This is a genomic window from Candidatus Hydrogenedentota bacterium (genome assembly GCA_035450225.1).
Taxonomy (GTDB): Bacteria; Hydrogenedentota; Hydrogenedentia; order Hydrogenedentales; family SLHB01; genus DSVR01.
On the sequence record DAOTMJ010000050.1, the window covers coordinates 1 to 25,052 of the forward strand.

At 58.9% G+C, this 25,052-nt stretch carries 22 protein-coding genes; 8 read left to right on the top strand and 14 right to left on the bottom strand.

Annotated features, from left to right (window positions below; translation table 11 throughout):
• Nucleotides 1–70 precede the first annotated feature (70 nt).
• From P5540_17530 to rimP, 13 genes are all read right to left on the bottom strand, one after another.
• Nucleotides 71–1,699 carry a glycosyltransferase family 39 protein gene (locus P5540_17530; GenBank protein ID HRT66623.1) on the bottom strand — a complete coding sequence of 543 codons (1,629 nt, stop codon included), beginning with the start codon at nucleotides 1,697–1,699 and terminating at the stop codon, nucleotides 71–73.
• Between the two features lie 55 nt (nucleotides 1,700–1,754).
• Nucleotides 1,755–3,104, bottom strand: a complete 1,350-nt coding sequence (locus P5540_17535; GenBank protein HRT66624.1) for an ABC transporter permease — start codon at nucleotides 3,102–3,104, stop codon at nucleotides 1,755–1,757.
• The gene (locus tag P5540_17540; protein HRT66625.1) at nucleotides 3,088–3,795 is read right to left on the bottom strand and encodes an ABC transporter ATP-binding protein; all 708 of its coding nucleotides are present in this window, start codon (nucleotides 3,793–3,795) and stop codon (nucleotides 3,088–3,090) included. The genes P5540_17535 and P5540_17540 overlap by 17 nt, the downstream gene beginning before the upstream one ends.
• The gene (locus P5540_17545) at nucleotides 3,795–5,858 is read right to left on the bottom strand and encodes an HlyD family efflux transporter periplasmic adaptor subunit (GenBank protein ID HRT66626.1); all 2,064 of its coding nucleotides are present in this window, start codon (nucleotides 5,856–5,858) and stop codon (nucleotides 3,795–3,797) included. The genes P5540_17540 and P5540_17545 overlap by 1 nt, the downstream gene beginning before the upstream one ends.
• Entirely contained in the window at nucleotides 5,842–7,731 is a 1,890-nt protein-coding gene (locus P5540_17550) for a TolC family protein (protein HRT66627.1), read from the bottom strand. The genes P5540_17545 and P5540_17550 overlap by 17 nt, the downstream gene beginning before the upstream one ends.
• Nucleotides 7,732–7,788: 57 nt before the next feature.
• A complete protein-coding gene (locus tag P5540_17555; protein HRT66628.1) occupies nucleotides 7,789–8,745 on the bottom strand; it encodes a bifunctional riboflavin kinase/FAD synthetase in 957 nt (318 codons plus the stop codon).
• A 117-nt stretch (nucleotides 8,746–8,862) separates the two neighbouring features.
• The gene (gene truB, locus P5540_17560) at nucleotides 8,863–9,753 is read right to left on the bottom strand and encodes a tRNA pseudouridine(55) synthase TruB (protein HRT66629.1); all 891 of its coding nucleotides are present in this window, start codon (nucleotides 9,751–9,753) and stop codon (nucleotides 8,863–8,865) included.
• Entirely contained in the window at nucleotides 9,750–10,736 is a 987-nt protein-coding gene (locus P5540_17565) for a bifunctional oligoribonuclease/PAP phosphatase NrnA (protein HRT66630.1), read from the bottom strand. The genes truB and P5540_17565 overlap by 4 nt, the downstream gene beginning before the upstream one ends.
• On the bottom strand, nucleotides 10,723–11,166 hold the full coding sequence (gene rbfA / locus P5540_17570) for a 30S ribosome-binding factor RbfA (protein ID HRT66631.1): 444 nt from the start codon (nucleotides 11,164–11,166) through the stop codon (nucleotides 10,723–10,725). The genes P5540_17565 and rbfA overlap by 14 nt, the downstream gene beginning before the upstream one ends.
• 144 nt (nucleotides 11,167–11,310) lie before the next feature.
• Nucleotides 11,311–11,592, bottom strand: coding sequence for a DUF503 domain-containing protein (locus P5540_17575; GenBank protein HRT66632.1), 282 nt, complete (start codon nucleotides 11,590–11,592; stop codon nucleotides 11,311–11,313).
• Between the two features lie 30 nt (nucleotides 11,593–11,622).
• The gene (infB, locus tag P5540_17580) at nucleotides 11,623–14,463 is read right to left on the bottom strand and encodes a translation initiation factor IF-2 (GenBank protein HRT66633.1); all 2,841 of its coding nucleotides are present in this window, start codon (nucleotides 14,461–14,463) and stop codon (nucleotides 11,623–11,625) included.
• A gap of 54 nt (nucleotides 14,464–14,517) precedes the next feature.
• Nucleotides 14,518–15,612: a transcription termination factor NusA gene (gene nusA / locus P5540_17585; GenBank protein HRT66634.1), complete on the bottom strand. Its 1,095-nt coding sequence runs from the start codon at nucleotides 15,610–15,612 to the stop codon at nucleotides 14,518–14,520.
• 25 nt (nucleotides 15,613–15,637) lie between these two features.
• The gene (gene rimP, locus P5540_17590) at nucleotides 15,638–16,099 is read right to left on the bottom strand and encodes a ribosome maturation factor RimP (protein ID HRT66635.1); all 462 of its coding nucleotides are present in this window, start codon (nucleotides 16,097–16,099) and stop codon (nucleotides 15,638–15,640) included.
• Between the two features lie 231 nt (nucleotides 16,100–16,330).
• On the opposite strand from rimP, the gene radA reads away from it, so the two are divergent.
• From radA to P5540_17630, 8 genes are all read left to right on the top strand, one after another.
• On the top strand, nucleotides 16,331–17,710 hold the full coding sequence (gene radA / locus P5540_17595; GenBank protein HRT66636.1) for a DNA repair protein RadA: 1,380 nt from the start codon (nucleotides 16,331–16,333) through the stop codon (nucleotides 17,708–17,710).
• Nucleotides 17,694–18,776 (top strand): DNA integrity scanning diadenylate cyclase DisA, encoded by a 1,083-nt coding sequence (gene disA / locus P5540_17600; GenBank protein HRT66637.1) that lies wholly within the window; start codon nucleotides 17,694–17,696, stop codon nucleotides 18,774–18,776. The genes radA and disA overlap by 17 nt, the downstream gene beginning before the upstream one ends.
• A 1-nt stretch (nucleotide 18,777) precedes the next feature.
• On the top strand, nucleotides 18,778–19,587 hold the full coding sequence (locus P5540_17605) for a dihydroorotate dehydrogenase electron transfer subunit (protein ID HRT66638.1): 810 nt from the start codon (nucleotides 18,778–18,780) through the stop codon (nucleotides 19,585–19,587).
• Between the two features lie 11 nt (nucleotides 19,588–19,598).
• Complete coding sequence (locus tag P5540_17610; GenBank protein ID HRT66639.1) at nucleotides 19,599–20,528, top strand: dihydroorotate dehydrogenase; 930 nt, start codon at nucleotides 19,599–19,601, stop codon at nucleotides 20,526–20,528.
• Nucleotides 20,529–20,628: 100 nt separating this feature from the next.
• Nucleotides 20,629–21,315, top strand: a complete 687-nt coding sequence (pyrF, locus tag P5540_17615) for an orotidine-5'-phosphate decarboxylase (GenBank protein ID HRT66640.1) — start codon at nucleotides 20,629–20,631, stop codon at nucleotides 21,313–21,315.
• Nucleotides 21,315–21,896, top strand: a complete 582-nt coding sequence (gene pyrE, locus P5540_17620; GenBank protein HRT66641.1) for an orotate phosphoribosyltransferase — start codon at nucleotides 21,315–21,317, stop codon at nucleotides 21,894–21,896. The genes pyrF and pyrE overlap by 1 nt, the downstream gene beginning before the upstream one ends.
• An 89-nt stretch (nucleotides 21,897–21,985) precedes the next feature.
• Complete coding sequence (sppA, locus tag P5540_17625) at nucleotides 21,986–22,882, top strand: signal peptide peptidase SppA (protein HRT66642.1); 897 nt, start codon at nucleotides 21,986–21,988, stop codon at nucleotides 22,880–22,882.
• A gap of 4 nt (nucleotides 22,883–22,886) precedes the next feature.
• Complete coding sequence (locus tag P5540_17630; GenBank protein ID HRT66643.1) at nucleotides 22,887–23,720, top strand: RNA polymerase sigma factor RpoD/SigA; 834 nt, start codon at nucleotides 22,887–22,889, stop codon at nucleotides 23,718–23,720.
• Here the strand turns inward: P5540_17630 and P5540_17635 are convergent.
• Nucleotides 23,710–24,471, bottom strand: a complete 762-nt coding sequence (locus P5540_17635; GenBank protein ID HRT66644.1) for an HAD hydrolase family protein — start codon at nucleotides 24,469–24,471, stop codon at nucleotides 23,710–23,712. The two genes, P5540_17630 and P5540_17635, sit on opposite strands and share 11 nt — an antisense overlap.
• Nucleotides 24,472–25,052 lie beyond the last annotated feature (581 nt).

A 25,052-nucleotide genomic window follows, 5' to 3' on the forward strand; every position in this document is an offset into this window, starting at 1 on the left:
TGAAGCCAACAAGATCCCGCCAACGGGATTTTTCTTAGCCGGGGATCGGGGGCAAGAAATTTTACACCGGTTACTTGGAATGCCTCGTGTTTTCAAAGCGAGCCATAAGATCTTCCGTGCTTGTCTGGATTATTTGGCCAGAAACCGGCTTGTTGGGTTGTCGGACAAGATGGTAGATGTGGATGGGGCGGGCGCCCCTGATAGTCGTGACGGAAAAAGAAACAGGGAGCCCAGTTAATTTCTCCTCGAATGCGGCGCATATTTTCCTGCGAGCGGCTTCCTGCAGCACGACCACGACGCCGGTATGCCGCTTCAACAATACCAAAGCGGCACTCGCCGCATCGGGGGGCGATTCGGCCGCTTTGATCCGACGAAATGGTTCCATAAAGTAATGAAGCGAAACTTTGTCCAATTCGTTGGCAGTCAACAGAGGCAAGGACGGTTTGAAGGATTGGCGCACTACGGCAGCAGCTGCTTTCCAATCGGGTCTTTGCGGTACGGCAAGGAGAGGAATGGTCTGGAATCCGAGAAGAACCATTATCGTCGTTACAATGGTCTTTCTCGTCCATCTCACAGGCAGGGCCGTTATCCCCACACTTATGAGTATGCAGAACGGAACCAGCGAATAAAGCATATACCGGGATACAAAACAGGGAACCCAGAGGCATGAAAGAATATAAAGAAAAAAGGGGGGGGCCATGAGCCAGGCAATGAGAAAAATCGTCTTTTCTTTCGGGCTCATTACCATGGGGGAATCATTTGGGAAATGGATCCGTTGTAAGGCGAAAATTCCCGCAGGAAGCATAATTGCCAAGAAGATGACGGCCAGCAAAGTGTCCATGATTGGCATGAGATGGACAATATACATTTGGGATGAATCAAGAGAGTCAAGGCATCGTCTTCCCGCGCAAAGCATGAAAAATCCGAAGATGCTGTGATTTTCAAGATTGAAAATTGAGGGTTTGGTGATCCAGGAAACTCCGGACAAGATCGTGCCGTTGTCATGCAATTTGATCCATAACAAGGCTGATAACGCAAAACATCCGTTTGCCGCAAACCAATACATTATCCCCATACCGTGCCTTTGCCGTCGAAACAATAGCACAAGACCCTGTGAAATGAAGAAAAGCACGGAGAAAATATGAGTCCATGCCATAAGCAGATTCATCGAAAGATTCAAGGCCCAATACGCGCGACGTCCAGTTTCCACGGCCATGACAAACGAATAGCCGGATATTGCCGCAAAGGCAAAAACCAACATATATCCGCGTATTTCAACCGAATAATACGTGTGAAGACTATTCATGGCGATGCAGAGAGCGGAAATAAGGCCGGCCCGATGCGTGAACAAACGGGCAGCAAGCATGTAAACGGCTAATATCCCGACAATCCCCGTGAACAATGAAAGCAGACGCAACGGAACGATGGGATTAGTGAACAGCCGCGCCCAGAAATATTCCATCAGGAAATATACAGGCGGAAAAGCCGGATTTCGTGTATGGACTTCACGGAGATATTGGATTGGGTTCGATGCGTCGAGATATTGAAGAGTTATGATCTCGTCAAGCCAAGGACTTTCCCTGGTAATACCATAAAGCCGTAGTCCTGTCGCCAAGAGAACAATCGCACAAACGCCTGCCCAAGGCGAAACGGGCAGAACAGATCTTTTCGTTGATTGTTCGCATATATTCCCGCTCATTCACGATTTCCCTGCCGTTGTTTCGGGCAGATGCATTGTAGCACAATCGGGGATTCTATTCGTGCCGGAGGGCCTCGACGGGATCCATATTGGCGGCGCGGAAGGCGGGGTAGATACCAAAAACAACGCCGACGAGGGCCGATATGGAGAAAGCGATCAGGGGCGACCAGAAGGTGACGATGGTGACCATGTCGGCGAAGTAGGCGATGGCGAAGGGGATAGAGACGCCGAGCGCGACGCCGATGGCGCCGCCGGCGCCGCTCAGAATGACGGTTTCAATCAGGAACTGCACGACGATATCGCGCCGTTTGGCCCCGAGGGCTCGGCGGATGCCGATTTCGCGCGTGCGCTCGGTGACGCTGGCGAGCATGATGTTCATGATGCCGATGCCGCCGACCAGCAGGGATATGGCGGCGATCGAGCCGAGCACGATGTTGAAAATCTGCTTGGTCCGTTCGGCTTGCTGCAGCAGGCGCAACGGCACGATGAGTTCGTAGTCCTTCTTTTTGTGCAGCCGCGCCAGAATGTCGGAAATGATGGCCGCCGTTTCCAGCACGTCGTCCTGCCGGTCCACGCGGATGGTCGCCTCGTGCAGTTCGACGGATTCCGCCTCGAAACTGCCGCTGCGCCGCTTGATGAGAACCTCGCCGAACCATGTCTTGGCCGTGGTCAGGGGGATGAACATGCGATCGATGGCCATCGCCTGCGAGGAGGCCTCGGCGGAGGACATGTCGGCCGCAGCCCCTTCGGCGGCTTTGGTTTCGGGCTGCATGACGCCGATAATGCGGTAATAGTCGCTGCCGACGCGAACGGTATGTCCCATCGGGACATCAATGGGAAACAGGACTTCGGCCATTCGGGAACCGATTACGCAGACGTTCCGGGACGCGTCGAATTCCTCCTGGGTGAAGAAGCGCCCCTGCGCGACGCGGTGATCGTGCATTTCGGGATACCATGAAACGGTGCCGACCACGTCCGCGTCCACGCGGCGCCCGAGCCGGTAGACGTAGGATCGCATGATGCGGCCGGGCATGATGACCGTAACGCCGGGGATGGTGGCGCGGATGCAGGAAATGTCGTCGTAGGTAAGGCCGTACTCGGCGACGTAACTGCGGTTGGTGGAGGTTTTCTGCTCTTCGGGCGGCTTGAGGCTGCGCACGATGATGTTGTTGCTGCCGAGGCGTCGAATCTGTTCCTGGGCCTCGTGACTGGCGCCTTCGCCGACCGCGAGCATCGCGATGACCGAGCAAACGCCGAACACGATGCCGAGCACGGTCAGGAGCGAGCGGAGGCGATGCAACCACAGGCTGCGAAAGCCGAGACGCACGATGCGCTGAAGATGCGACAGGCGCAGCAGCAGACCGCCGGCCGGAACGAGAAACGCCTTGTCAATTCCGGATGTCATCTTCCACATATCCGTCGCGCAGCCGGACCAGCCGCGTCGTGCGATGGGCAATCGCATCGTCATGGGTGACCATGATGATCGTCTTGCCCTGGTTGTGCAGATCGTCGAACACTTCCAGGATCTCGCGGCCCGAGGCCGAGTCGAGGTTCCCGGTGGGTTCGTCTGCAAGAATGATCAGGGGATCGTTGGCCAGGGCCCGCGCGATGGCCACACGCTGCTGCTGTCCGCCGGACAGTTCGAAGGGCTTGTGATCAAGGCGAGTGGAAAGACCGACGCGCGCCGCCAATTCCCTCGCGATTGCCAAACTTTCCCGTTCGGGACGGCCCTGGTAATACAGTGGAACGGAAATATTCTCGATGACGGAAAGTTGCGGGATCAGGTTGTACGACTGGAAAATGAAGCCGAGCCGGCGACAGCGGATTTCGGAAAGGTTGTCGTCGTCCAACTGCGAGACGTCGGCGCTGCCCAGCAGGTAGCGCCCGGCCGTGGGGCGATCCAGGCATCCGAGCAGATTGAGCAGGGTGGACTTGCCGCACCCTGACGGTCCCATGATGCTGACATATTCGCCCTCCGCGAAATCGAGCGTGATACCGCGCAGGGCTTGAACGGTTACGGCGCCCATCAGGTAGGTCTTGTACACGTTTTCCAGCCGCACAACCGGCTGGGATGCTGTGGAGGCCGGTGTTTCCATCAGGCCGGTTTCTCTTTTTTCGACATTCCGGACGATTTGGCGGCTGAGGGAGAGGGGAGCGGCGGATCGGCCTTGCCTGACGTTTCCGGGGACTTCTTGCGGGCCGGATCTGTTTCCTCTTGAGGGGAAACGGGTTCTTCGGGCCGCTTGCGTTTTCTTTCCTTTCCGGATTCCTTTTTCTCTTTGCCTGTGGCCGCATCCCGATCGATGGTTTGTGGTTCGATTGGGGCGCGCAACAAGACCTTTTCGCCCTCGTTCAGCCCCTTTTTGATTTCGATGAACTCATTGTTGAATTCTCCGACCTCGACCTTCCGTTTCTCTTGCGTGGCCAATCCGACCACGTAACAGAACCGCTCGCCGTCTATGGGGGTTACAGCCTGAATGGGAACGTACAGGACATTGGGAATTTCCTTGACCAGGATTTCCACCTGCGCGCTCAGTCCAGGCCGTAGCCATTCGCGCCGCCCGGGGATGCTTACGCGGACCTCGTACACTTTGAGATCGGGATTCATCCACCGATTTTGCGCGTCGGGCAGAATGCCGACTTTGACGACCTCGCCTTCCAGTTCTTCGCCGGGATAGGCGTCCACCCGAATCCGCGCCTTTTGTCCCTTCTGAATGCTCTTGATATATCCCTCATGGATCTTGACCTTGACGCCCATCTGGTTCATGTCCGGGATGGTGATGATTTGTTGACGCTCGCGGACGATGGAACCTTCCTGAATGCGGTCGTCGCCGCGCCAGTTGTTTTCGTCGCCGCCGTAGACGACCAGCCCCATGCGTTCAGCCCGTACCTTGCACTTGGCAATCTGTTCCTGAATTTCGTTGCGTTTTTTGGTTTGCAATGTGTAGGTGGCCTCGGCGGATTTTCGTCGCGCATTGGCTTGGGCCAGTTTGGAAATGGCCAGTTTGAGCGCACGTTGATATTTCCGCAAGGCCTCGACGTAATCCGACAGGGCTTTCTGGGTTTCCTTGGGGAATTCGTATTTGATGTAAAGTTCGAGGCTGACCTCGGCGGATTTGAGGCTGACTTCGTTGCGTTCGACTTTGAGGCGTTCGGTGTCGAGGTCGTTTTTGGTGACGAATTCCCGTTGGGCGAGGCGCTCGGTTCCTTCCAGTTGGGTTTGCGACAGGCTGAGTTCTTTCTTGTTCATGAGCACGGCGTCTTGCAGCGTTCGCAGTTTCTGCTGCGCCGCGCCGTCGCCGAGTTTGTCGGGATCCGCATAGACCGAGAAATCCACGTCCGGCATGGGAATGTCTATCTCATCCGGTGTGCGGAAATGTGTGGTTGTTGATGTTTCTGCCGCGACGGGCGCGGGGGCCGGTTCCGATCCGGCCGTCTCATTGGCGGGCGCGGGGGCCGGTTCCGATCCTGCCGTTTCGCCGGCCGGCGTTTCGGACACGTTTTCCGCCCCGTTCGCTCCGTTCGCCCCGTTCTTTCCAAGCAAGGTCAAATCGAGATTTTCGATGAACGCCACGTCGAGGGCCAGTTTTTTCCCCTCCTCGATTTTCTTCTCGTGTTCCAGCAATCCGTAGCGCGAAAGAATTTCGGTGGCAATCTGCGCGCCGACGTATTTCTCGAAATCCATGCGGGCGAATTTCACCGCCAGTTCGGCCGCGGCCAGATCGCTGCGGTTCTGGTTGATCTGAATTTCGTAATCCGCCACGGCGCCCGCCAGGGCCGAGGCCGCATTCTGAAAGTCGAGTTCCTTCGCGGTTTGCTTATCCATTAATTCCTTTGAATCAAACTCGACCAGGATTTTGCCGTTATCCACGTCTTCCTGCGTGACATAATAGCCTTCTTCGACGATACTGAGGATCTTGGTTTGGCCCTGGACCTCGCATTTGATGTCCTGGGATTCAAGCGCCGCGATGCTGCCGCCCTCGACGACGGTGATGGCCAGGGGACCCCGCTTGACGAGGGCCGTCGTTCCCGAAGACACGACGGCGGCGCGACGGGGAAACAGCGCATATCCTGCGGCGGCCACTACGCAAACAACGATCGCCCAGCGCAGCCAGCGTTTCCGGCGTGTGGGGAGAACGGCGTCAGGGTTTGGGGACATCGGTGACTTCCTCCCATTGTCCATTTTCCTTGATGAACAGGATGCCCATGTCGCGCCAGAATTGCAGGCGCGCCACGGTGTGTGCGACCAGCGCGGCGGTCCGGTTGTTTTCCGCGGCGGTCAGGTCGTTCTGGGCATCCACGCGATTCTGGGCCGTGGCGCGGCCCAGCTCCGAGAGCAATTCCTGTTCCTCGACGCGCTTCTGATTCAATTCAACGGACTTGCAGGCGATTTCGTAGGCCCGTTTGGCCTGATCGAGATTGCGCCACGAGTCGCGCACCTCAAGCGTAACCGTGTCTTCCGCCAGTTCGAGATTTCGCCGGGCGCGTTCGAGGCTGATGAGAGCGGCGCGGTAGTTGTTGCGTTCTGATTTCCGGTCGAGGATCGGATCGATGTCCAATCCGGCATTCCAGCGCGTTCTCTCCGGGTCGAAATGCTGTGGGTGCGTGCCGGGCTGGCCGGGCAGCGTAATGTCGAACCGCGCATCGAGTTTCGGCAGGAATGCGTTTTGGGCGATCTTTACTTTTCGTCCGGCATCCTCGAGCCGATCCCGTTGCGTATAGAGATCGAGCCGGCTGGCGGCCGCCACCTTGGCGGCGTCTTCGGGCGTAATGCCGGGATGGATGATGCCGGTTTCCCTCAGACTGTCCAATTCGTGGTCGTCGAGTATTATGGGGGCATCGGCCGAAAGCCCCATCTTGATCTTGAACGAATCCAGGCGCTGCCGGTAGCGCCGGATTGATGAAACCCAACTGTTTTCGTTGCTGAGCTGTGCTTGATCGAGGCGGCGCACGTCGGACTGTTTTCGTTTGCCTTCGGCTTCGAGCGCATGCTCGCGTTCGGCGTTCTTCTTGAAACTCTGGTAACTTTGCCAGTTGTTCTTCGCGGCATCGCGATCTTGAAGGACCCCGTAGTAATCGGAGCAGATTTCCACCGAAAATTGCTGGCGATAGCGGGTAAAATCACGCAAGGCGTACAGGAGATCGCGTTCGGCCTGCGTCAGGCTTTCCGCGGCGATTTTGCGTCCCGCGCCGCGCAAGAGCGGCTGGGTAATCGAGCCGGCCAGCGCCGAGGTGGCGCTCAGTCGAGAATCGCCCGTCAGAAATCGGAGAAAATTCGTGGTGATATCCACGGCGATGCGCCCGCCGCCTTTCAGGAGAAGATCCACGCCCGCCTGTCCCCGCGCCGACACACTGTCCTCGCCGGCCACGGCCGTCGAACCGGCCTTCAGCCCCGCAATATCCGGCGCCTGGGCAACCAAGGCGGCGTATGACGTAAGCAGATGGGCCGGCGTTCCCGTCATTTGGCTGATGCGTTCCATCATGTCCGGCGCATCGTGGAAGGCCTGCTTGAGCGCCGGATCTGACGATTTAGTCTCATTTCGGGTGGTGTGTGAATAATCTGTTCCGCCGGACGCGGAAAAAATGGGCGTGTAGCGATGGCGGTCGAGCGTAAGTCCCAGTGCAATGAGATATACGGATTCCTTCTGAGCCTGGTAGGAGCGATTGTGTTGGACGGCCAGTTCAAGGGCCTTTTCCAGTGAAACGACGCGGGCGCCTTTTTCGGATTCCGCCGCCTCGCCGAGAAATTCCGGCGGATCCCCTGCAAGGGGAAGATTATCCAGCGGAGACATGGGTGATTCCTCGATTGTAAAGACGGGATCCATGCCTGGAACCGATACGCTTTTCGATTGGATGACCCGATATGTTTCGCGGTCGGCGGCTTCGCGATAGCGGGTCGTGGAACAGGCTGTCAAGATCAACGCCGATAGCACGACAACCATGCCGTGCCACGCAACGCGGACGTATGTTCCCCCATCGTCCGGGAGGATACGACTGCCAATGATCAGGGCCTTTATCGCCAGATTGCTCACTTCACCTTCCATTCGGCCGCACAAGGCGGATCAGGTACTATAACCCATTGGATGCCGTCAGGTTCCCTCATTTTGGGGTTGTGTCTGGTGATTGGACCGGAAAAAGGCGTCAATGGTTTGGACGTCCCGTTGAATGGCCGCGATCAATTCGTCGTGGGACGCGAATTTCTTTTCGGGGCGGATGCGCTTGTGAAATACGATTTCGATCGGTTTTCCGTGCAGATCGCCCTCGAAATTCAGCAAAAAAGCCTCAATGACGGTTTCGTCTTGTCGGATGGTCGGCGCCACGCCGACATTTACGGCGGCCGGATGGCGCCGCCCGTCCACAAGTACTTCGGCTGCATAAACCCCCTGCGCCGGGATGGCCGTATGCAGGGGTTTGACGTTGGCTGTCGGAAAACCGAGCGTCCGGCCAATACCGCGGCCCGTTACGACCTCGCCCGTGACCGAATACTTTCGCCCCAGCAGGGCTTCGGCCTCGTCCAGATCGCCTTCGAGCACGCGCTCGCGGATGGCTGTGCTGCTCACGCGTTCGCCGTCAATCATCAGCGGCGGAATTTCACAGGTCGTGAAGCCGTACGCCGGGCCTGTCTCCGCGAGATAGGCGTAATTCCCCGTCGCGTCGCGGCCAAAAGCAAAATCGTGGCCCACAATGACTTCGCGCGCACGGCAAAGCCCGTGGATGATACGGGCGACAAAGACCTCGCGGTCCATGGAGGCCAGTGTCTCGTCGAAATGCAGGACAAAGACCACATCTATTCCCGCTTCGGCCAACAATTCATATTTTTTTCGGTTGTTCGTGAGTAGATTCGGCGCATGAGTGGGGGAGAAGAATTCGCGTGGATGCGGGCAAACGGTCAATACGGCGGCTGTTCCGTTTTGTGTGCGCGCCCGGGAAACGACTTCCGCCAAAACGCGGCGGTGTCCCTTGTGGACACCGTCAAAACTGCCGATCGTCAGTACGAGATACGGGAACGTTTCTTTGAACGTGGATATGTCTTCTACGATTCGCATGGGTCGTTGAGTCTTTGGGGAAAAAGGGGAAAAGGAGGAAAAAAACAACAAGGGTACGGCAAACGATGGCCTTTGGGGCCGGCGGTTTTATTATGTCCTTGAGTCCCCAAGTTTTTCCTAGTCAACCAAAACACGCTTGGCATGAATGCGCATGCCCGCGGGGGTTTGCTGGGCATGTCCGAGCGCGATCAGACGTCCAGACGCCAATTTGATCTGTACCCAGCCTTCTTTTTCAGGTGGCGGCTCCATCAGATCGGCAGGACCCAGCAGTCCGCCGGTGGCCGCCAGTGAACGTCCGGTGGGGCGCACGGTTACGATGGGCAGATCGAGGGCCGAGTCCATGGGCAACAGGCGTGACGCCACGGTTTCGCGATTCGTGAACGACGCCATGGGCAATGCTTCCTCGACCGAATGGTGGCCGACACGGGTCCGGCGCAGCGAGGCAAGCGTTGCGCCGCATCCGAGCAGTTTGCCCGCATCGTGACAAAGGCTTCGCACATAGGTTCCACGCGTGCAGCACACGCGGATGAACACATCGGGTGGCGTATAGCGGAGAACGGCGAATTCGCGCACCGTCACGCGGCGCGGTTCGCGTTCGACCGTTTCGCCCTGTCGTGCGCGCTTGTACAGCCGTTCACCGCCGACTTTGACGGCGCTGACCATCGGCGGCACTTGAAGAATCTCGCCCACAAACCGGTTGCAGGCATCCTGCAACACGTCCAGGGTGAATTCGGGCACTTCCCGTTCCGCCACGATTTTTCCATCCATGTCGTACGAATCGGTTTCGATGCCGAGGCGCATGGCGCCCTCATATACCTTGTCGAGACTGGTCAGGTGTTCCGAAAGCCGCGTCGCGGTCCCCAGGCACAATACCAGCAGGCCTGTTGCGGCGGGATCGAGCGTGCCGGTATGGCCGATGCGCCGCATGCCGGCAGCGTGCCGGATGCAATCCACCACATCGTGCGACGTGATGCCGGAAGGCTTGTCCACCAATAAAAGGCCGTTCATTCGGATTCTCCCAACAATGCGATCGTTTTTTTCACGATCTCCGCGCGAATGGCGTCCAGCGTGCCCTTGAGGGTTCCGCCCGCAGCCGCCTTGTGTCCGCCTCCTCCATAGGGGGCAAGGAAAGAGGCGGAATTGAAGGCGTCGCTGGATCGCATGCTGACTTTGGTCGTGTCCGGCGCCGTTTCGCGGAACAATATGCCCACTTCAACACCTTCGATGTTTCGCGCGAAATTGATGATGCCATCGAGGTCCTCGATCTTGGCGTGCGCCTCATCCATGTCGCGGGTCGTGATGAAGGTGTGCGCGACGCGCCCGCCCGCTTCCATCTGCATGCGGTCCAGGGCGCGCCGGAGCAGTTCGATTTTTCCCTTCGAGATGGAATCGAATACGCGCGACGAAATGTCCGCGGCGGCAATGCCGGCCTCCAGCAGCATCGCCGCGATGCGGTGCGTGCGCGGCGTGGTGTTGGAAAAACGGAATCCGCCGGTGTCGGTCGCGATGGCCGCGTACAGACATTCGGCGGCCGGCTTGTTGATGGGAAGATTGGCGGTCCGAAACAGATCGCAGATCAGTTCGCCCGTGGCGCTGCAGGTGGGATCAATGAAGTGGAAATCCCCGTCGGGGCGATCCTCGAGATGGTGATCCAGGACGTATAAGGGAACACCGGACGGGAACCATTCGGCGGCGCGTCCCGCACGATCCTTCTTGCCCGCGTCCACCAGGATGACCGCATCGGGGGCGAATCCGGGCATCCGGGTATCGCTCGGCCGGATGTCCGGTGCGCCGGGCAGCCACGCGTAAACGCGCGGCACGGGATCGTCGTTCACGCATACGATATCCGTCTTGCCGAGGGCGCGAAGCAAGTGCATCGTGCCAAGCATGCTGCCGATGGCGTCACCGTCCGGATTCGTGTGGGTGGCAATCAGGAAGGAAGCATGACCGCGAAAACGGGCGGCGATAACGGCGAGATCAGTCATCGGCATGGGGAGGTTCCTCGGCGTGCGCGGTATCCGACCGATCGGCCGGATCGGTCAGTTCAGTCGGATCAGCCGGATGTAGCCGGGCTTCTGCCTCGTGGATTTCCTTAAAGACTTCCTCCAGGTGAAACACCCGGTCAAGACTGTCGTCGGGGAAGAAGCGGATTTCCGGCGCAAAACGCAATCCAAGGTTTCGGGTGACTTCGCCGCGCAACCAACTGGCGGCGTTGCGAAGTCCCGCAAAGGAACTTTTCCGCTCGCTTTCCGAACCAAAGAGGCTGACGTAGACGTTTGCGTATTTCAAATCCGGCGACATGCGCGCGGACATGACCGACACGAAGCCGATACGGGGATCTTTCACACCGTCTATCAATAGCCGCGCGATTTCCTCGCGGACCATTTCGCCGACACGCTGCGGGCGTCCTTTAGCGCGCATCTTGGCAACTCCCTGGAGAAAGGCCGAAGATCGCGGAGGACAGGCTTCCGGTGGCACGATTCGAGATCGGGGATCCGAGATTCTCAAATCCGCCCTCTGCAATCTTTTCCTGATGGCCGGCTATTGGCTCTTGGTTCTTCTGTTTCATAACATCTCGATTTGATAATCAACCATTTCCGCGCCGGATTTATTCGCGGCGAACCGGGCAATTTCGTTCAGTTGTTCATTGGCGAATCGGCTATCCGCCGAAACGACGCAGGCCACAAGGCGCGCGCGTTGCCAGAGATCCTGGTATTCGGTTTCGGCGACGGAACAGTTGAATCGGGCGCGCAACGAATCCTTGAGGCCCTTGACAACGCGGCGCTTGTCCTTGAGCGATCGCGATCCGGGCACCAGAAAGTCCATCTGCAAGACGCCAATCGTCATGGGGGCGTCCTCGCCGAAGCGCCGGGGGCGCTAGGCCAGCACCTGGGCGACGGATTCCACACGAAAAACCTCAATGACGTCGCCGACTTTGATATCGTCGAAGTTTTCCAGCTTGATGCCGCATTCGAGACCCGTGGCGACCACGCGGACATCGTCTTTTTGCCGGCGCAACGATTGCAATTTGCCTTCGTAAACGACCACGTTGTCGCGCAGCAACCGGGCCGGCGCCGCGCGGAACACTTCGCCGTCCGTCACGTAGCAGCCGGCGATGTTGCCCAGCGCGGAACTGCGGAACACTTCGCGAATTTCGGCGTGTCCCGCGATGGTTTCTCGCATTTCGGGCGCGAGCATGCCTTCCAATGCGGCATGCACGTCTGCCGTGGCCTCGTAGATAACGCGATAGGTGCGGATGTCCACGCCTTCCTGTTCGGCGATCTTTTTAACCTTGGCGCCGGCGGTGACGTGGAACCCGATGATGACCGCATCGCTCGCGCTGGCCAGCATGACATCGGACTCGTTGATTCCGCCCACGCCGGCATGGACAAAGGCGATTTGGACGTTGTCATTTCCGAGTTTGGCCAGGCTGTCCTGAAGCACGTCCACGGAACCTTGGACATCGGCCTTCAGAACGATATTCAACTGCTTTTTCTCTCCGGCCATCATCCGCTCATGGAAATCTTCCAGCGTGATGTGCCGCACGACGGCGCCTTGTTTTTGCTTGCTCAGTTCGGCGCGTTTTTCCGCGATGGCCCGCGCGATGCGCTCCTCCTTGACCACCACGAAGGAGGTGCCCGCTTCCGGTGGCGCGTTGAATCCGGTTACCACGACCGGCGAGGACGGCCCGGCCTCCTGAATGTGCTCGCCGCGCGCATTGATCAGCGTCCGAACACGCCCATAACTTTCGCCGGCCAGAAACACATCCCCGACGCGCAATGTGCCGTTTTGCACCAAAACCCATGCCACGGGCCCCATGCCGCGGGTAATTTCGGACTCGATGACGGCGCCGCGGGCGCGCTTGTTGGGATTGGCCTTGAGTTCCAGCAATTCCGCCTCCAGCCAAAGGAGTTCCATCAGTTCGTCCACGCCCTGCTTGGACTTGGCGGAAATGTTGTGCATGACGGTTTTCCCGCCCCATTGCTGGTCGAGCAGGCCGTAATGGGTCAATTCTTGGCGGATGCGGTCCGGCTGGGCGTCGGGTTTGTCGCATTTGTTGATGGCGACCACGATGGGCACTTCCGCGGCTTTGGCATGATCAATCGCCTCGATGGTCTGCGGCATGACGCCGTCGTCCGCCGCCACGACCAGCACGACCACGTCGGTGATTTTGGCGCCTCGCGCGCGCATGTGTGTAAATGCCTCATGGCCCGGCGTGTCGAGGAAGACCACGCGGCCCTCCTTGATGGGTACGTCGTAGGCGGCGATATGCTGCGTGATTCCGCCGGCTTCGCTCTCCGCCACATTCGCCGACCGGACCGCATCGAGCAGTGTCGTCTTGCCGTGATCCACATGGCCCATCACGGTTACGACCGGCGCCCGTCTGACCAGGTCTTCCGGTGCATCCGGTTCTTCTTCGAGCACAGCGGTTTCTTCCGGTATCACGGCCTCGATTTCAAATCCGTGGCGCTCGGCCAGCGTTCGCATGGTGTCGAACGAAAGCACCTGATTCTTGTTGGCCAGGATGTTGAGATCCATGAGGTCCAGGATCAGGTCGTTGACGCTCATCCCCATGGAATCGGCCATGCGCTCGACCGTCATATTGTCTTCGACTTCGAGCACCAGTTGCTCCTCGGCTTCGTGTTCGGCGCCGGGGGCCGCCTCGGTCTGGGTGCGTTTTTTATGCCGTTTTTTGATTACGCCCAACGTGCCCGCAGCCTGGTATTCGCGCAAGGCCGATGCGGCCTCGCGCCGCCGCATTTCCTCCGTGCGGGCCCGTTCGGCCTTCTTCTGGCGTTTACGGGCAGTCTTTCCGGTGGCGGAACTCCGGCGTTCGCCGCCATCCTCGACGAACTTGCGATCATGCTTTTGGGCCTTGTCCTGTTTTTGCGACTTGGTCTGCTTTTCGGCGCGCGATTCCGATTTGCCCTTCTGACGCTCCGCGGCCTTGCGGATAACCTCGGCCACGACGGCCGGGTCGGGTTTGGGCAGGGGGCGATCGCTGGACTTGGCCCGACGACGTTCATCCTCTTCTTGGCGCCGCTGGGCTTCGGCCAACAGACCTGTTTCTTCTTCTTCCTCCAGAACAACGATTGGCGGCTTTTGTTCCGGTTCAATGACAACCACATCCGGGCCTTCCACGCGCGTGCCGTCGGCCCGGACGACTTCCACGACATGGGAATCGTGTTCTATGGCGCTGCCGATGACGATCGTGGGGGCCTTGGGTTTCTCTTCGGGCATGATCTCCGCGACAGGCTTTTTGACGGTCTTCTTGGGCGCGGGCGCCGGTTCGGTTTCGACAGGCGCCACCGGCGCTTCAATCGGAGTGGGTTCGGGTGCCGGCTCGGTTGTTTCGACAGGCGCGGGCGGCTGCTCGGAGGCTTTTTCCGCTTCGCGTTGGGCTTCTTCTTCGGCTCTGAGCCGGGCTTCTTCCTCGGCCTGTTTCTTGGCCTGGGCCGCTTTGCGTTTTTCCGCGCTTTTTCGCCGTGCCTCGGCCTTTCGGGCGGATTCGGCGGCTTTGGCGCGCTCTTTGAGTTTTTCCTCCCGCACGCGGTCCTTGACCGCGGGGTCCTCCTCGACTTCAATGAGGAGATCGCACGCTTCATCGGAGATTTCGGATTCGATGTCTTCGACATCAAACAGCATGTACCGCAGCGTTTCGAGGGCTTCCTCGGCGGTCATGTCCAGCCTTTTTGCCAGACTGGCTATTTTCTGCATTAACTTCTACCTCCGCCACATCCAAGGACCGCCTGGCGTTGTTTCCAATCGCAATCAGGCCTCCTGGGAACCTTCCGTGTTTTCCGGTGCATCCCCGGCGGGATCGCCGGAGTCGGCCGCACCCTCTTGATCGCTGCGGATGTCTATGTTCCATCCGATCAACCGGGAGGCCAGCCGGGCGTTTTGTCCCTTCTTGCCGATGGCCAACGAGAGTTGGTCATGGGGAACCACCACGAGAATGCCCCGGCTTTCCTCATCCACCACAATATTGAGGATATCCGCCGGATTGAGCGCATTGGTGCATAATTCGACAGGATTATCGCTCCAACGCACGATGTCAATTTTTTCGCCCGCCAATTCCTCCACCACGGCGCGCACCCGCGAACCCTTCATGCCCACACAGGCGCCGACGGCATCCACGTTGGGATCTTTGGATTGCACGGCCACCTTGGTGCGGCTTCCCGCTTCCCGCGCGATGGCCTTGATCACGATGGTGCCGTCGTAAATTTCGGGCACTTCCAATTCGAAGAGCGCACGCACCAATTCAGGGGAAGTGCGCGAAAGAACGATTGCCGCGCCCCGGGCGCCCTTTTCGACCTCCGTCACATAGGCGCGGATGCGGTCGCCGGGTTTGTAGTTTTCGCGGGGGGATTGCTCCCGATAGGGGAGAATCGCCTCCGCCTTGCCAATCGAAACGAAAATGTTACCATGGCTTATCCGTTTTACAATGCCGGTAATCAGTTCGCCCCGGCGCTGCTTGAATTCGACGAATACGTTTTCGCGTTCGGCATCCTTGATGCGCTGGATGATCACTTGCTTGGCGGTCTGGGCGGCGATGCGGCCAAAATCCTTGGGCTCGGTGGGCACTTTCAGCCGGTTGCCGATTACCACGTCCGAATTGAGTTCCAAGGCATCTGCCAAGGCGATTTGCTGCGCGGGATCGGTGACCTTTTCCACCACTTCGCGGATCTCGAACACTTTGAACGCCAACGTCTGCGGATCCACCTCGACGGTTACATTGGCCGGATGCACGAAACCTTTGCGGGCAGAGGTCTCGATGGCGCTCCTGATCGCTTCGATCAGCGTCGCCCGGTCAATGTTTTTTTCCGCTTCCAGTTGCTGCAGAATCACTTTGAGATTCGCGTCCACGTCGAATTCCTCGAATCCAGGCCCTTTATCGGTCCAACCGGGCCTTTTTTATGTTCTCCAAATGTATCGTACATACGACGCCACCACAATCAACCGACACCAAACCATCCTGCACGCCGCGCAGGATGCCTTTGAATTGCCTGCGGCCCGCTACGGGCGTTCTCGCCACGATGCGGACTCGCTCGCCCGCGAAGCGCTCGAAATCCCCGGGTTTCCGCAGGGGACGATCAAAACCCGGCGATGACATTTCCAACATGTACTGCCCGTCAATGAAATCTGCGGCATCCAGCAACATGCCGGCCGCACGCGAGGCCGATTGACAGTCATCCAGCGTGACGCCGCCGGGCTTGTCTATGAACAGGCGAAGCACCCACGAGGCATTTTCGCGCCCGTATTCCACTTCGATGAGTTCATAACCCATTGTGCCCAGCGGAGACTCCAATGTCTCCCATGTGCGTCTTATCGTGTCGCCTTGTTCCGAATACATTACCCTCCATGCAACAAAAAAAGTGGGTTCGGACCCACTTCACGGTAACGCGCTTCGCGATGAACGGAGCAAATTCTAACATAACATGCGGTCCCGGTTCAATCTCCTCGGACGTTTCCGACTGGGCGCACCCTTTCCATCTTTAGGAATGACTGCCACTTATGAGGGCTTGAAATGAGGGGGCCGCTAAGGTAGCATTCAACCGGCGTTGGACCGCCCGGAATGGTGAAAATGACAAAAGTAAAAACGGCCTATATTTGCCAGCAATGCGGCGCTGTGTCGCCCCGCTGGGCGGGGCGTTGCGCGGACTGTGGCGATTGGAACACGCTGGTCGAGGAATCGGTCGTCGAGACCGGTCCGCATCTTAGGGCTGCGTTTGCTTCGGGCGCGGAACCGATGGCCCTAACCGATCGGGCGCTGGAAGTGCCCCCGCGCCGAACGACAGGCGACCCCGAATGCGATCGCGTTCTGGGCGGGGGCGTCGTGGAGGGATCGTTGACTTTGGTCGGGGGGGATCCCGGAATTGGAAAATCCACGCTGATGCTTCAGATTTCCCGGCATCTTGCCCGAACCGCCGGCCGGGTGTTGTATGTTTCGGGCGAGGAATCGTTCGATCAGACGAGGCTGCGCGCCGGACGCCTGAACGCGCTCCATGAAAATATTTTCTTGTTGACGGAAACGGCCGTGGACGTGATTCGCCGCCATATCGAAAGCGGGGATTACGTTTTTGTCGTAATTGATTCAATCCAATCGGTCTATTCGTCGCAATTGCCCTCGGCGCCGGGAAGCGCCGGACAGGTCCGTGAATGTGCGAACGAATTTCTGCGCGTGGCCAAGGGGCGGAACATCCCCATTTTTCTCGTCGGCCATGTCACGAAAGAAGGCGCCATTGCCGGTCCCCGGTTGCTGGAACACCTGGTGGACACGGTATTGTATTTCGAGGGGGAAGGGCGTCAGGCCCTGCGAATTTTGCGCGCCGTTAAAAATCGGTTCGGTTCGACCAATGAAATCGGGGTGTTCGAGATGACCGAAGCGGGGCTTTGCGATGTGGCCAATCCGAGCGCCCTCTTTCTGGGTGAACGTCCCAAGGGTGTCAGTGGGTCAATGGTGCTGCCGGGCATCGAAGGGACGCGCCCGTTGTTGGTCGAAGTGCAGGCGTTGGTATGCCCGACCGTCTTCGGATCGCCCCGCCGGACGGTGACCGGATTGAATCCGAACCGGCTGGCGCTGATTCTGGCCGTGTTGGAAAAGCGGGTGGGGCTGCATTTTGCGGATAAAGACGTGTTTGTGAATGTGGCGGGCGGCGTGCGCCTCGACGAACCGGCGGCCGACCTTGCAGCAGCGCTGGCGCTGGCGTCCAGTTTACGCGAAGCGCCGGCGCCTCCCACGTTGGTGGCGTTTGGTGAAATCGGCCTTGCCGGGGAGGTGCGCGCGGTGGACATGGCCCGCCAACGAGTGGCGGAAGCCTCGAAGTTTGGATTCACAACCTGTATGATACCCAAGGGATGCGCGGCAGACATCGAATCGAACGGGTATACCGCGGTTCCCATCGGAAATGTTCGCCAAGCCATCGAATGGATGTGGGAGACCGGTCATGGACACGAGGCGTAAACGCAAAACGCACGAGGACGTGTTGCGCGAGGCCATTTTGCTGATTTCGCCCGGGACGCGCGTCCGGGAAGCCATTTCGGCCATCCTGCAAAGCCGGACCGGCGCCCTGCTCTGTTTCGGCGATCCGCAACGGCTGGGCGACTTGTCCGAAGGCGGCGTCAAGGTGGATGCCCCCTGCACGCCGCAACTTTTGTATGAACTGTCCAAAATGGACGGGGCCATCATTCTTACGGAAGACGCCGGTCGCATCGTGTACGCGAACCGCTTCCTGAAGCCGGACACCTCCATTGTGTCGAACGAGACCGGATCGAGGCATCGCGCTGCGGAGCGCATCGCGCGCCAGGCGAAGTGTATGTCCGTCGCCGTATCGGAACGGCGGGCCAGTGTCACGTTATACGTCCACAACATGAAACACATCATGGACAGCATCCCGACCCTTTTGAACAAGGCCGGGCAAGTTATCCAGACGCTCGAAAAATATATAAACGTTCTCAAGGAAACGCTGCAGGAACTCACCATTCGCGAGTTTCAGGACATGGTGACCATCTTCGATGTGTGCGGCGCGATTCAGCGGTACGAAATGGTGTTGCGCATTGCCCGTGAAGTGGAGCCTTATATCCTGGAACTGGGCACGGAAGGCCGGCTGATTGCGTTGCAGGTCCGTGAATTGATGCTGCCGGTGGAACAGGCGGAATTGGTGGTCAAAGACTATTACCGGGAACGGACCGGCGCCACATGCGATCAAGTCCGGGCGAAAATCGCGGAAATGACGCAGCAGGAATTGCTGAACCTGGGATCGATCAGCCAGTCGCTGGGGTATGGGCCGACTCCGCGATCCGTGGACACGTATCTTTCGCCGCGGGGCTATCGGGTGCTTGCGACGACTCACCGCCTCCCGCCGCAGATCATCGAGAATCTTGTGGAACGATTTGGTTCCCTGAAAGAGATATTGCGTGCGCCCAAAGATGAACTGGATTCGGTCGAGGGCGTCGGCGAGGTGTTGGCCGAACGCGTGCGCGTGAGCCTGGATCTCTTGCGCAATCAACTGGCGCTGGATCGGAGGTAGCATGCCGCACGTCGAACAATGCCCCATCGTAATGCATCAGGAAGTGGCGCCGGGCCACTTTCGCATGGCCGTGCGTTCGCCCGCCATTGCGGGCGAGGCGCGGGCAGGACAGTTCGCGATGTTGCAAGTGGCCGAAGGTATTTACCCATTCCTGCGGCGTCCCATGAGTTTCGAGCGCATCTTTTCGGATGGAGTCGCGTTTCTGTTCAAGGTTGAGGGGGAGGGGACGCGCCTGCTTGCGCGGCGCATGGTGGGCCAAACTGTGGGCGTGCAGGGGCCCTTGGGCAAACCATTTCCCATCGAAACGCGTTTCGCGCGGCATATTCTGGTTGCCGGCGGCATCGGTGTGGCGCCGTTTCCGGCGCTGGCCGAGGCCCTGGTTCGTGGATGCGGAAAAGCGCCGGAGGCCATTCTGGCGGCGCGCACGCGCGACATGCTCCTGTGCGAGGCGGATCTCCGGCAGATTGGTTGCACGGTCCACGTGGCGACCGATGATGGTTCCGCCGGCGTGCGCGCGTTGGCGCATGAACTTCTCGATCGGTTGGCGCCGGATGTCAATACCCGCGTGTATGCCTGCGGGCCGATGCCCATGATGAAGGCCGTTTCGCAGGTTGCGATGCAGGCCGGCGCGGACTGCCAAGTGTCCCTCGAAGCCCAGATGGCCTGCGGCGACGGGGCCTGTCTCGGCTGCGTCGTCGACTCCCGGCAGGAATCGGAAGGTGAAAAAATGCTGCGTGTTTGCGCGGACGGACCCGTCTTCGATACGACGGTCATTGATTGGGACGCGCACGATTTGGCCTATGACCGGTGAGGGGAGGATTCATGGCGGTGAATCTTGAGGTGAACGTCGGCGGTCTCCGGATGGCGAATCCGGTGACGGTCGCATCGGGCACGTTCGGCTATGGGCAGGAATACGGCCGGTACTACGATTTGTCGAAACTGGGCGCGGTCACGGTGAAGAGCATCAGCCTGAAGCCGCGGGCCGGTAACAAGCCGCCGCGGCTTGTCGAAACCCCCGCCGGTCTTCTCAACGCCATCGGACTGCAAAATGTCGGAATTGATGCCTTTATCGCGGACAAGGTTCCGTATCTGCGCAACTGTCACGCAACGATTATTGCCAATATCTACGGCCATTCGCCGGAGGAATACGCCGAACTGGCGCGCCGCATCCAGGCCGAAAACGCCGCCGAGGCCATCGAGGCGAACTTGTCGTGTCCGAACGTGCACGATGCGCGCAACCGGAAAGGGGCCGCGCTGGTCGCGCAGGATCCGGACAAGGTCGCGTTGTACACCCGCGCAATCCGTTCCGCAACGACGCTCCCGTTGTTCATCAAGTTGACGCCGAATGTGGCCGACATTTGCGAACCGGCCCTTGCCGCGCAGGAGTCGGGCGCCGACGCCGTTTCGCTCATCAACACCCTGATGGGCATGGCTATCGATCCGGATACCCGGCGTCCGCGGCTTGCCAATATCGTCGGCGGGCTTAGTGGTCCCGCGATTCGGCCGGTCGCGGTAAAGATGGTATGGGATGCCGCGCGCGTGCTAAAAATTCCCGTGATTGGGATGGGCGGCATCTGCGACGCTTCGGACGCCGTGCAATTTTTTGTCGCGGGCGCGACAGCGGTGGCGGTGGGATCGGTGTCGTTCCGAAATCCGCTTGCGGCCATTGAGATTGTCGAAGGCATTGCGCGATATCTCGAACAACGCCATTTGTCTGATATTCGCGAATTGACGGGTTCCCTCATCTGTTAGAAAATGGGTGTTGCGGACGCCGGGGACGCCATGGATGCTGAAAAGACGGGCGGCACGCCTTGCATCCGCAACGCCCATTGAGAGCAAAGAAAGGACATGCATGCAAACGGAACTTATCACGGTGCTGGACATGGATTCGCGGGAAGAGGCCCTGCACGCCGTTGATCTCTGCGGGACGTGCCAGTACTTCAAAATCGGATCGCAATTGTTTACCCGGTGTGGTCCTGCCATTGTGCAGGAAATTCTCGGCAAGGGGAAAAACGTTTTTCTCGACCTGAAATTTCACGACATTCCCAATACCGTCGCCAAAGCGGCCCGGGGCGCCGCCGATTTGGGAGTTGCCCTCTTTACCCTGCACGCAATGGGCGGGCGCCGGATGATCGAGGCGGCCCGCGAGGCCGTCGAGGGCACGAATACCAAAATTCTGGCTGTAACCGTCCTGACGAGCCTTTCGGACGAGATGCTGCGTGACGAGGTGGGACTTCCCGAAACGACTTCCGAGGCCGTCGTGCGGCTTGCGAAACAGTCGGTGGAATCCGGCGCGCACGGCATTGTCAGTTCGCCACAGGAAACGGCGCTCGTTCGCGAGGCGGTCGGGCTCAAGCCGGTTCTTGTTACACCCGGCATCCGCCCGGCGTGGTCCACGGGCAAAGACGATCAACTCCGCATCACGACGCCGCGGCAAGCCGCCGAAGCCGGGGCCAACTTTATCGTGGTCGGCCGTCCGATATTCAAGCATGAAAATCCCGCCGAGGCGGTCCGGCTTATCCAAGAGGAATTGGCGTGATGGATGCCCATGAAGTCCTTTCGATTTTCAAGGAGTGCGGGGCGCTGTTGGAGGGGCATTTTCGCTACACGAGCGGACGCCATGGCCGGCAGTTTCTCCAGGCCGCGCGCGTCCTGCAATTTCCTGAATTCACCGAACGCCTTTGCCGCGCGCTGGCGGAACCTTTTGGCGCATGTGGCGTCGAGTTGGTCGTCGGGCCTGCCACGGGGGGCATCGTGCTGGCGTACGAAACGGCCCGGTCGCTTGGCGCGCGCGCCGCGTACACGGAAAAGGATGGGGAAGGCGGCATGGCGCTCAAGCGGGGCTTTGCCCTCAAGCCCGGCGCCCGCGTGCTTGTCGTCGAAGACGTTATCACGACCGGCGGTTCCGTTCACAAAACGATTGCGCATTTGCGTGCGCGCGGCGCCGAGGTTGTGGGGGTCGGGGTGTTGCTTGACCGGAGTGGGGGAGAGGCGACCTTCGATTGTCGCTTCGCGCCGCTTGCCCGGCTTGACATGGAGAGTTGGCCGCCGGGTGCATGCGCCTTGTGCAAGGACGGCATTGCGCTGATCGAACCCGACGATCTCGTCAATCAGGGCTGATCGCGGCAAGCGCCAGGCGTTCTTCCGGTCAAGGTAGACTGTGTTCCGGCGCTGGGCTACAATAGGAACATTCTAAAGAGGAGTGTACGATGGCGGGCGATGGCAAACGGCGAAGTTGCGGATGTCTACTGGCCACGGCGGCAGGCGCCGGTCTGGCGGCCGTGCTGGCCGTGGTCGTGGGCGGCTATTTTTTGCCGGTGCGGGAAACCCTGCTGCGTTGGGGGCCCGGCGTGGCCGTGTTGGATGTATTCGGCGAAATCAATGACGATCGCATGGTTATTGATCGGATCGAGGAACTGGCGGGCAATCCGGATGTCAAGGCATTGGTCGTGCGCGTGGACAGTCCCGGCGGCGTCATCTCCGTGGTCGAGGAAATTTACACGGCCCTTGAACGTGTTTCAAACGATGGTATGCCCGTGATTGCATCCATGGGATCGACGGCCGCTTCGGGAGGATATTTTGTCTGCTTGGCGGCTGATACGATCTTTGCGGATCGCACTTCACTCACCGGAAGCATCGGTGTGATGACGGAGTATACATCGGCCAAGGAGTTGTTCGATAAGATAGGTGTGAAATTTGACACGATTGCCAGCGGCGAATTCAAGGCCATGGGGTCCATTTCCGAGCCGTTGAGCGATCGCCAGCGTGAACATTTGCAACAGGTCGTGAACGATTTTCAGGATTATTTCATTGAAGTGGTTTCCAAGAGCCGAAGCCTCGATCCCGTTCAAGTTCGCGCATTGGCCGACGGGCGCGTGTTTACCGGGCGCCAAGCCCGCGAATTGGGTCTCGTGGACGAAATCGGCGGCTTGGACGATGCGATAGACTACGCGGCGAAACAAGCGGGCCTTATCGGCAAGCCGCGCATTATCCGCGTGCGGGAACGGGCGTATGGAATTTTGGATACGTTACAACAGATCAACGACGTTGTCGGTGCGCGTTTCGGCTACAAGGCGTTTGCGCCGAAATACATGATGGCAAGGTAGCAGTATGGCAATGGAGCCGCGCGAGAACGGGCTGAGCACCTATTTGGCGGAAATATCCAAAATTCCGCTGCTTTCGACCACGGACGAGATCCGTCTTGCGCGCCGCGCACGGGCGGGCGACGGCGATGCCCGGCACAAGCTCATTGTTTCCAATTTGCGCCTGGTGGTCAGTATTGCCAAAAAATACCTCTATTACGGACTGCCCTTGCTCGATCTCATCGAGGAGGGCAATCTGGGTCTCATGAAAGCCGTCAGCCGGTACGACCCCGACCGGGGCTGTAAATTCTCAACCTATGCGACATGGTGGATTCGCCAGGCCGTCACCCGTTCGCTTTCCAATCAGGGACGCACGGTCCGAGTGCCGGTTTACGTCACGGACAACATCGCGAGGTACAAAAAGACCGCCGAGGACTTGTATACACGGACAGGAAAATACCCCGCCGTCGAAGAGGTCGCCGTCGAAATGGGCATCAAAATCAACGAGGCGCGCAAATTGCGTGAGTTCGTCGAAGATCTTGCCCCGCTTGAGAAGATGGACTCGGTGGACCATGACGACGGGCGTGGCATTCCCGAACAATCCGAACCCCCGCGAATTGACAAGGCCATCCAGCAGTTCGAAATGGACCAGGAAATGGAGGAACTCATGGGCCAGTTGACCCCGCGCGAGGCCAACATCCTCCGTTACCGCTACGGGCTGATGGACGGAAAGGCCCATACCCTTGAAGAAACGGGCCTGAAATTCAACCTGACCCGCGAGCGGATCCGGCAAATTGAAAAGGACGCCATGAAACGCCTGCGATGTTTCGTCAGCCGCCACAAGGACGATTTCAAGATCTGAAGCGTTTCATTTCAGGCCGGGCCAGTATGTCCAGCAGGCCTTCGATGTCCGGATAGGGCGACACGTAATCCGCCGCGGCCTTGAGCACGGGTTTCGCATTGGCGGGGCAGGCGAAAAATCCGGTGGCGTTTCGCAGGGGCAAGTCGCCTTCCGTGTCGCCGATGCCCGCGACCATTTCGCGTGTGACGCCGAATTCGCCGAACAGCGCTTCGAGCGTGCTGCCCTTGTCCACGCCCGTCATCGAAATGTTGAGATAATAATGCGACGGCGCAATCACAAGCGGCGGATGGCCCATATCGGCGATGAAATCCCCAATGGCGGCTTCGATTTCGGGAAAGATCTCCGGGTGTTCGGTAAAGACCGAAATCTGCGCCTCCTTGCCGAACTGGTAAATGAGGCCGGGATAGTCGGGCAGCAACGCGGTGTCAATGAATTCGCGCACAGCCCGGAGCCCGAGGATTTTTTCCTCCGTAACACCCGGGCCGAACCGTGAACGGTTGTCGTCCAGCGTATAGAGCACCGCGCCGTTTTCACAGATGATCGGCGCGTGAATACCGAGGATTTTCGCGAGCGCCTCCGCATACGGCTGCGGACGGCCCGTGCAGAGCGTAATCGGCGCGATCGACCCCGTGCCCGCGTTGGCCTCGCGGCAAATCCGCGCAAAACGCACAAACAGATCCAGGTTCCACGGTATGGATTCCTCGGGGCTGATGCACCCGTCAATATCGGTAATAATCAAATGTGCGGCCATGCGTTTCCTCTTTCGTTGTGCGTTCCGTAGCCTTTCTCCCCCTGCATCGTCGCAAAGAAAGGGGATCCTGTTCAAGAAAATTCGTTCATGCCGCAGAGCAGACGCATCCAATGGTGCGGAAGACAATGATATTCGATTGCAGAGGCCCCCGTCGCGTCCTCCTGCTCGTGCTCATCATCGTCATCGTAATCGAACAAACTCGGCAGGCCTTGCGACTCAAAGGGATTTGCTGGATGCCTCTGGTCTCAATATGACGCTTCATTGCTGTCCACATGAGAGTACCGAATTCTCGAACTTTGTAACAGGCTGAAACTACCCGAAAAATGTTGTTTCTCCGGTTGAACGGATTACAGAATCCTATTGAAGCATTGAATGCGGAGCCCCAACAGGAGCAGAAATTAGGGCGAGTGTGTGGGACAGGCTGTCCAGCCTGTCCCTGAAGTTTGGACATTTTAGTCCGATGGAATTTATGCATAACCGATGAGGACGCCCCTCGCATGGAGTCGCGCGAAGGGCAGGTTAGTCCCGTAGGGACGGTTTGACCGTAGCCCAGGAGGAACTCCTGGGACACGGGGAAAAAC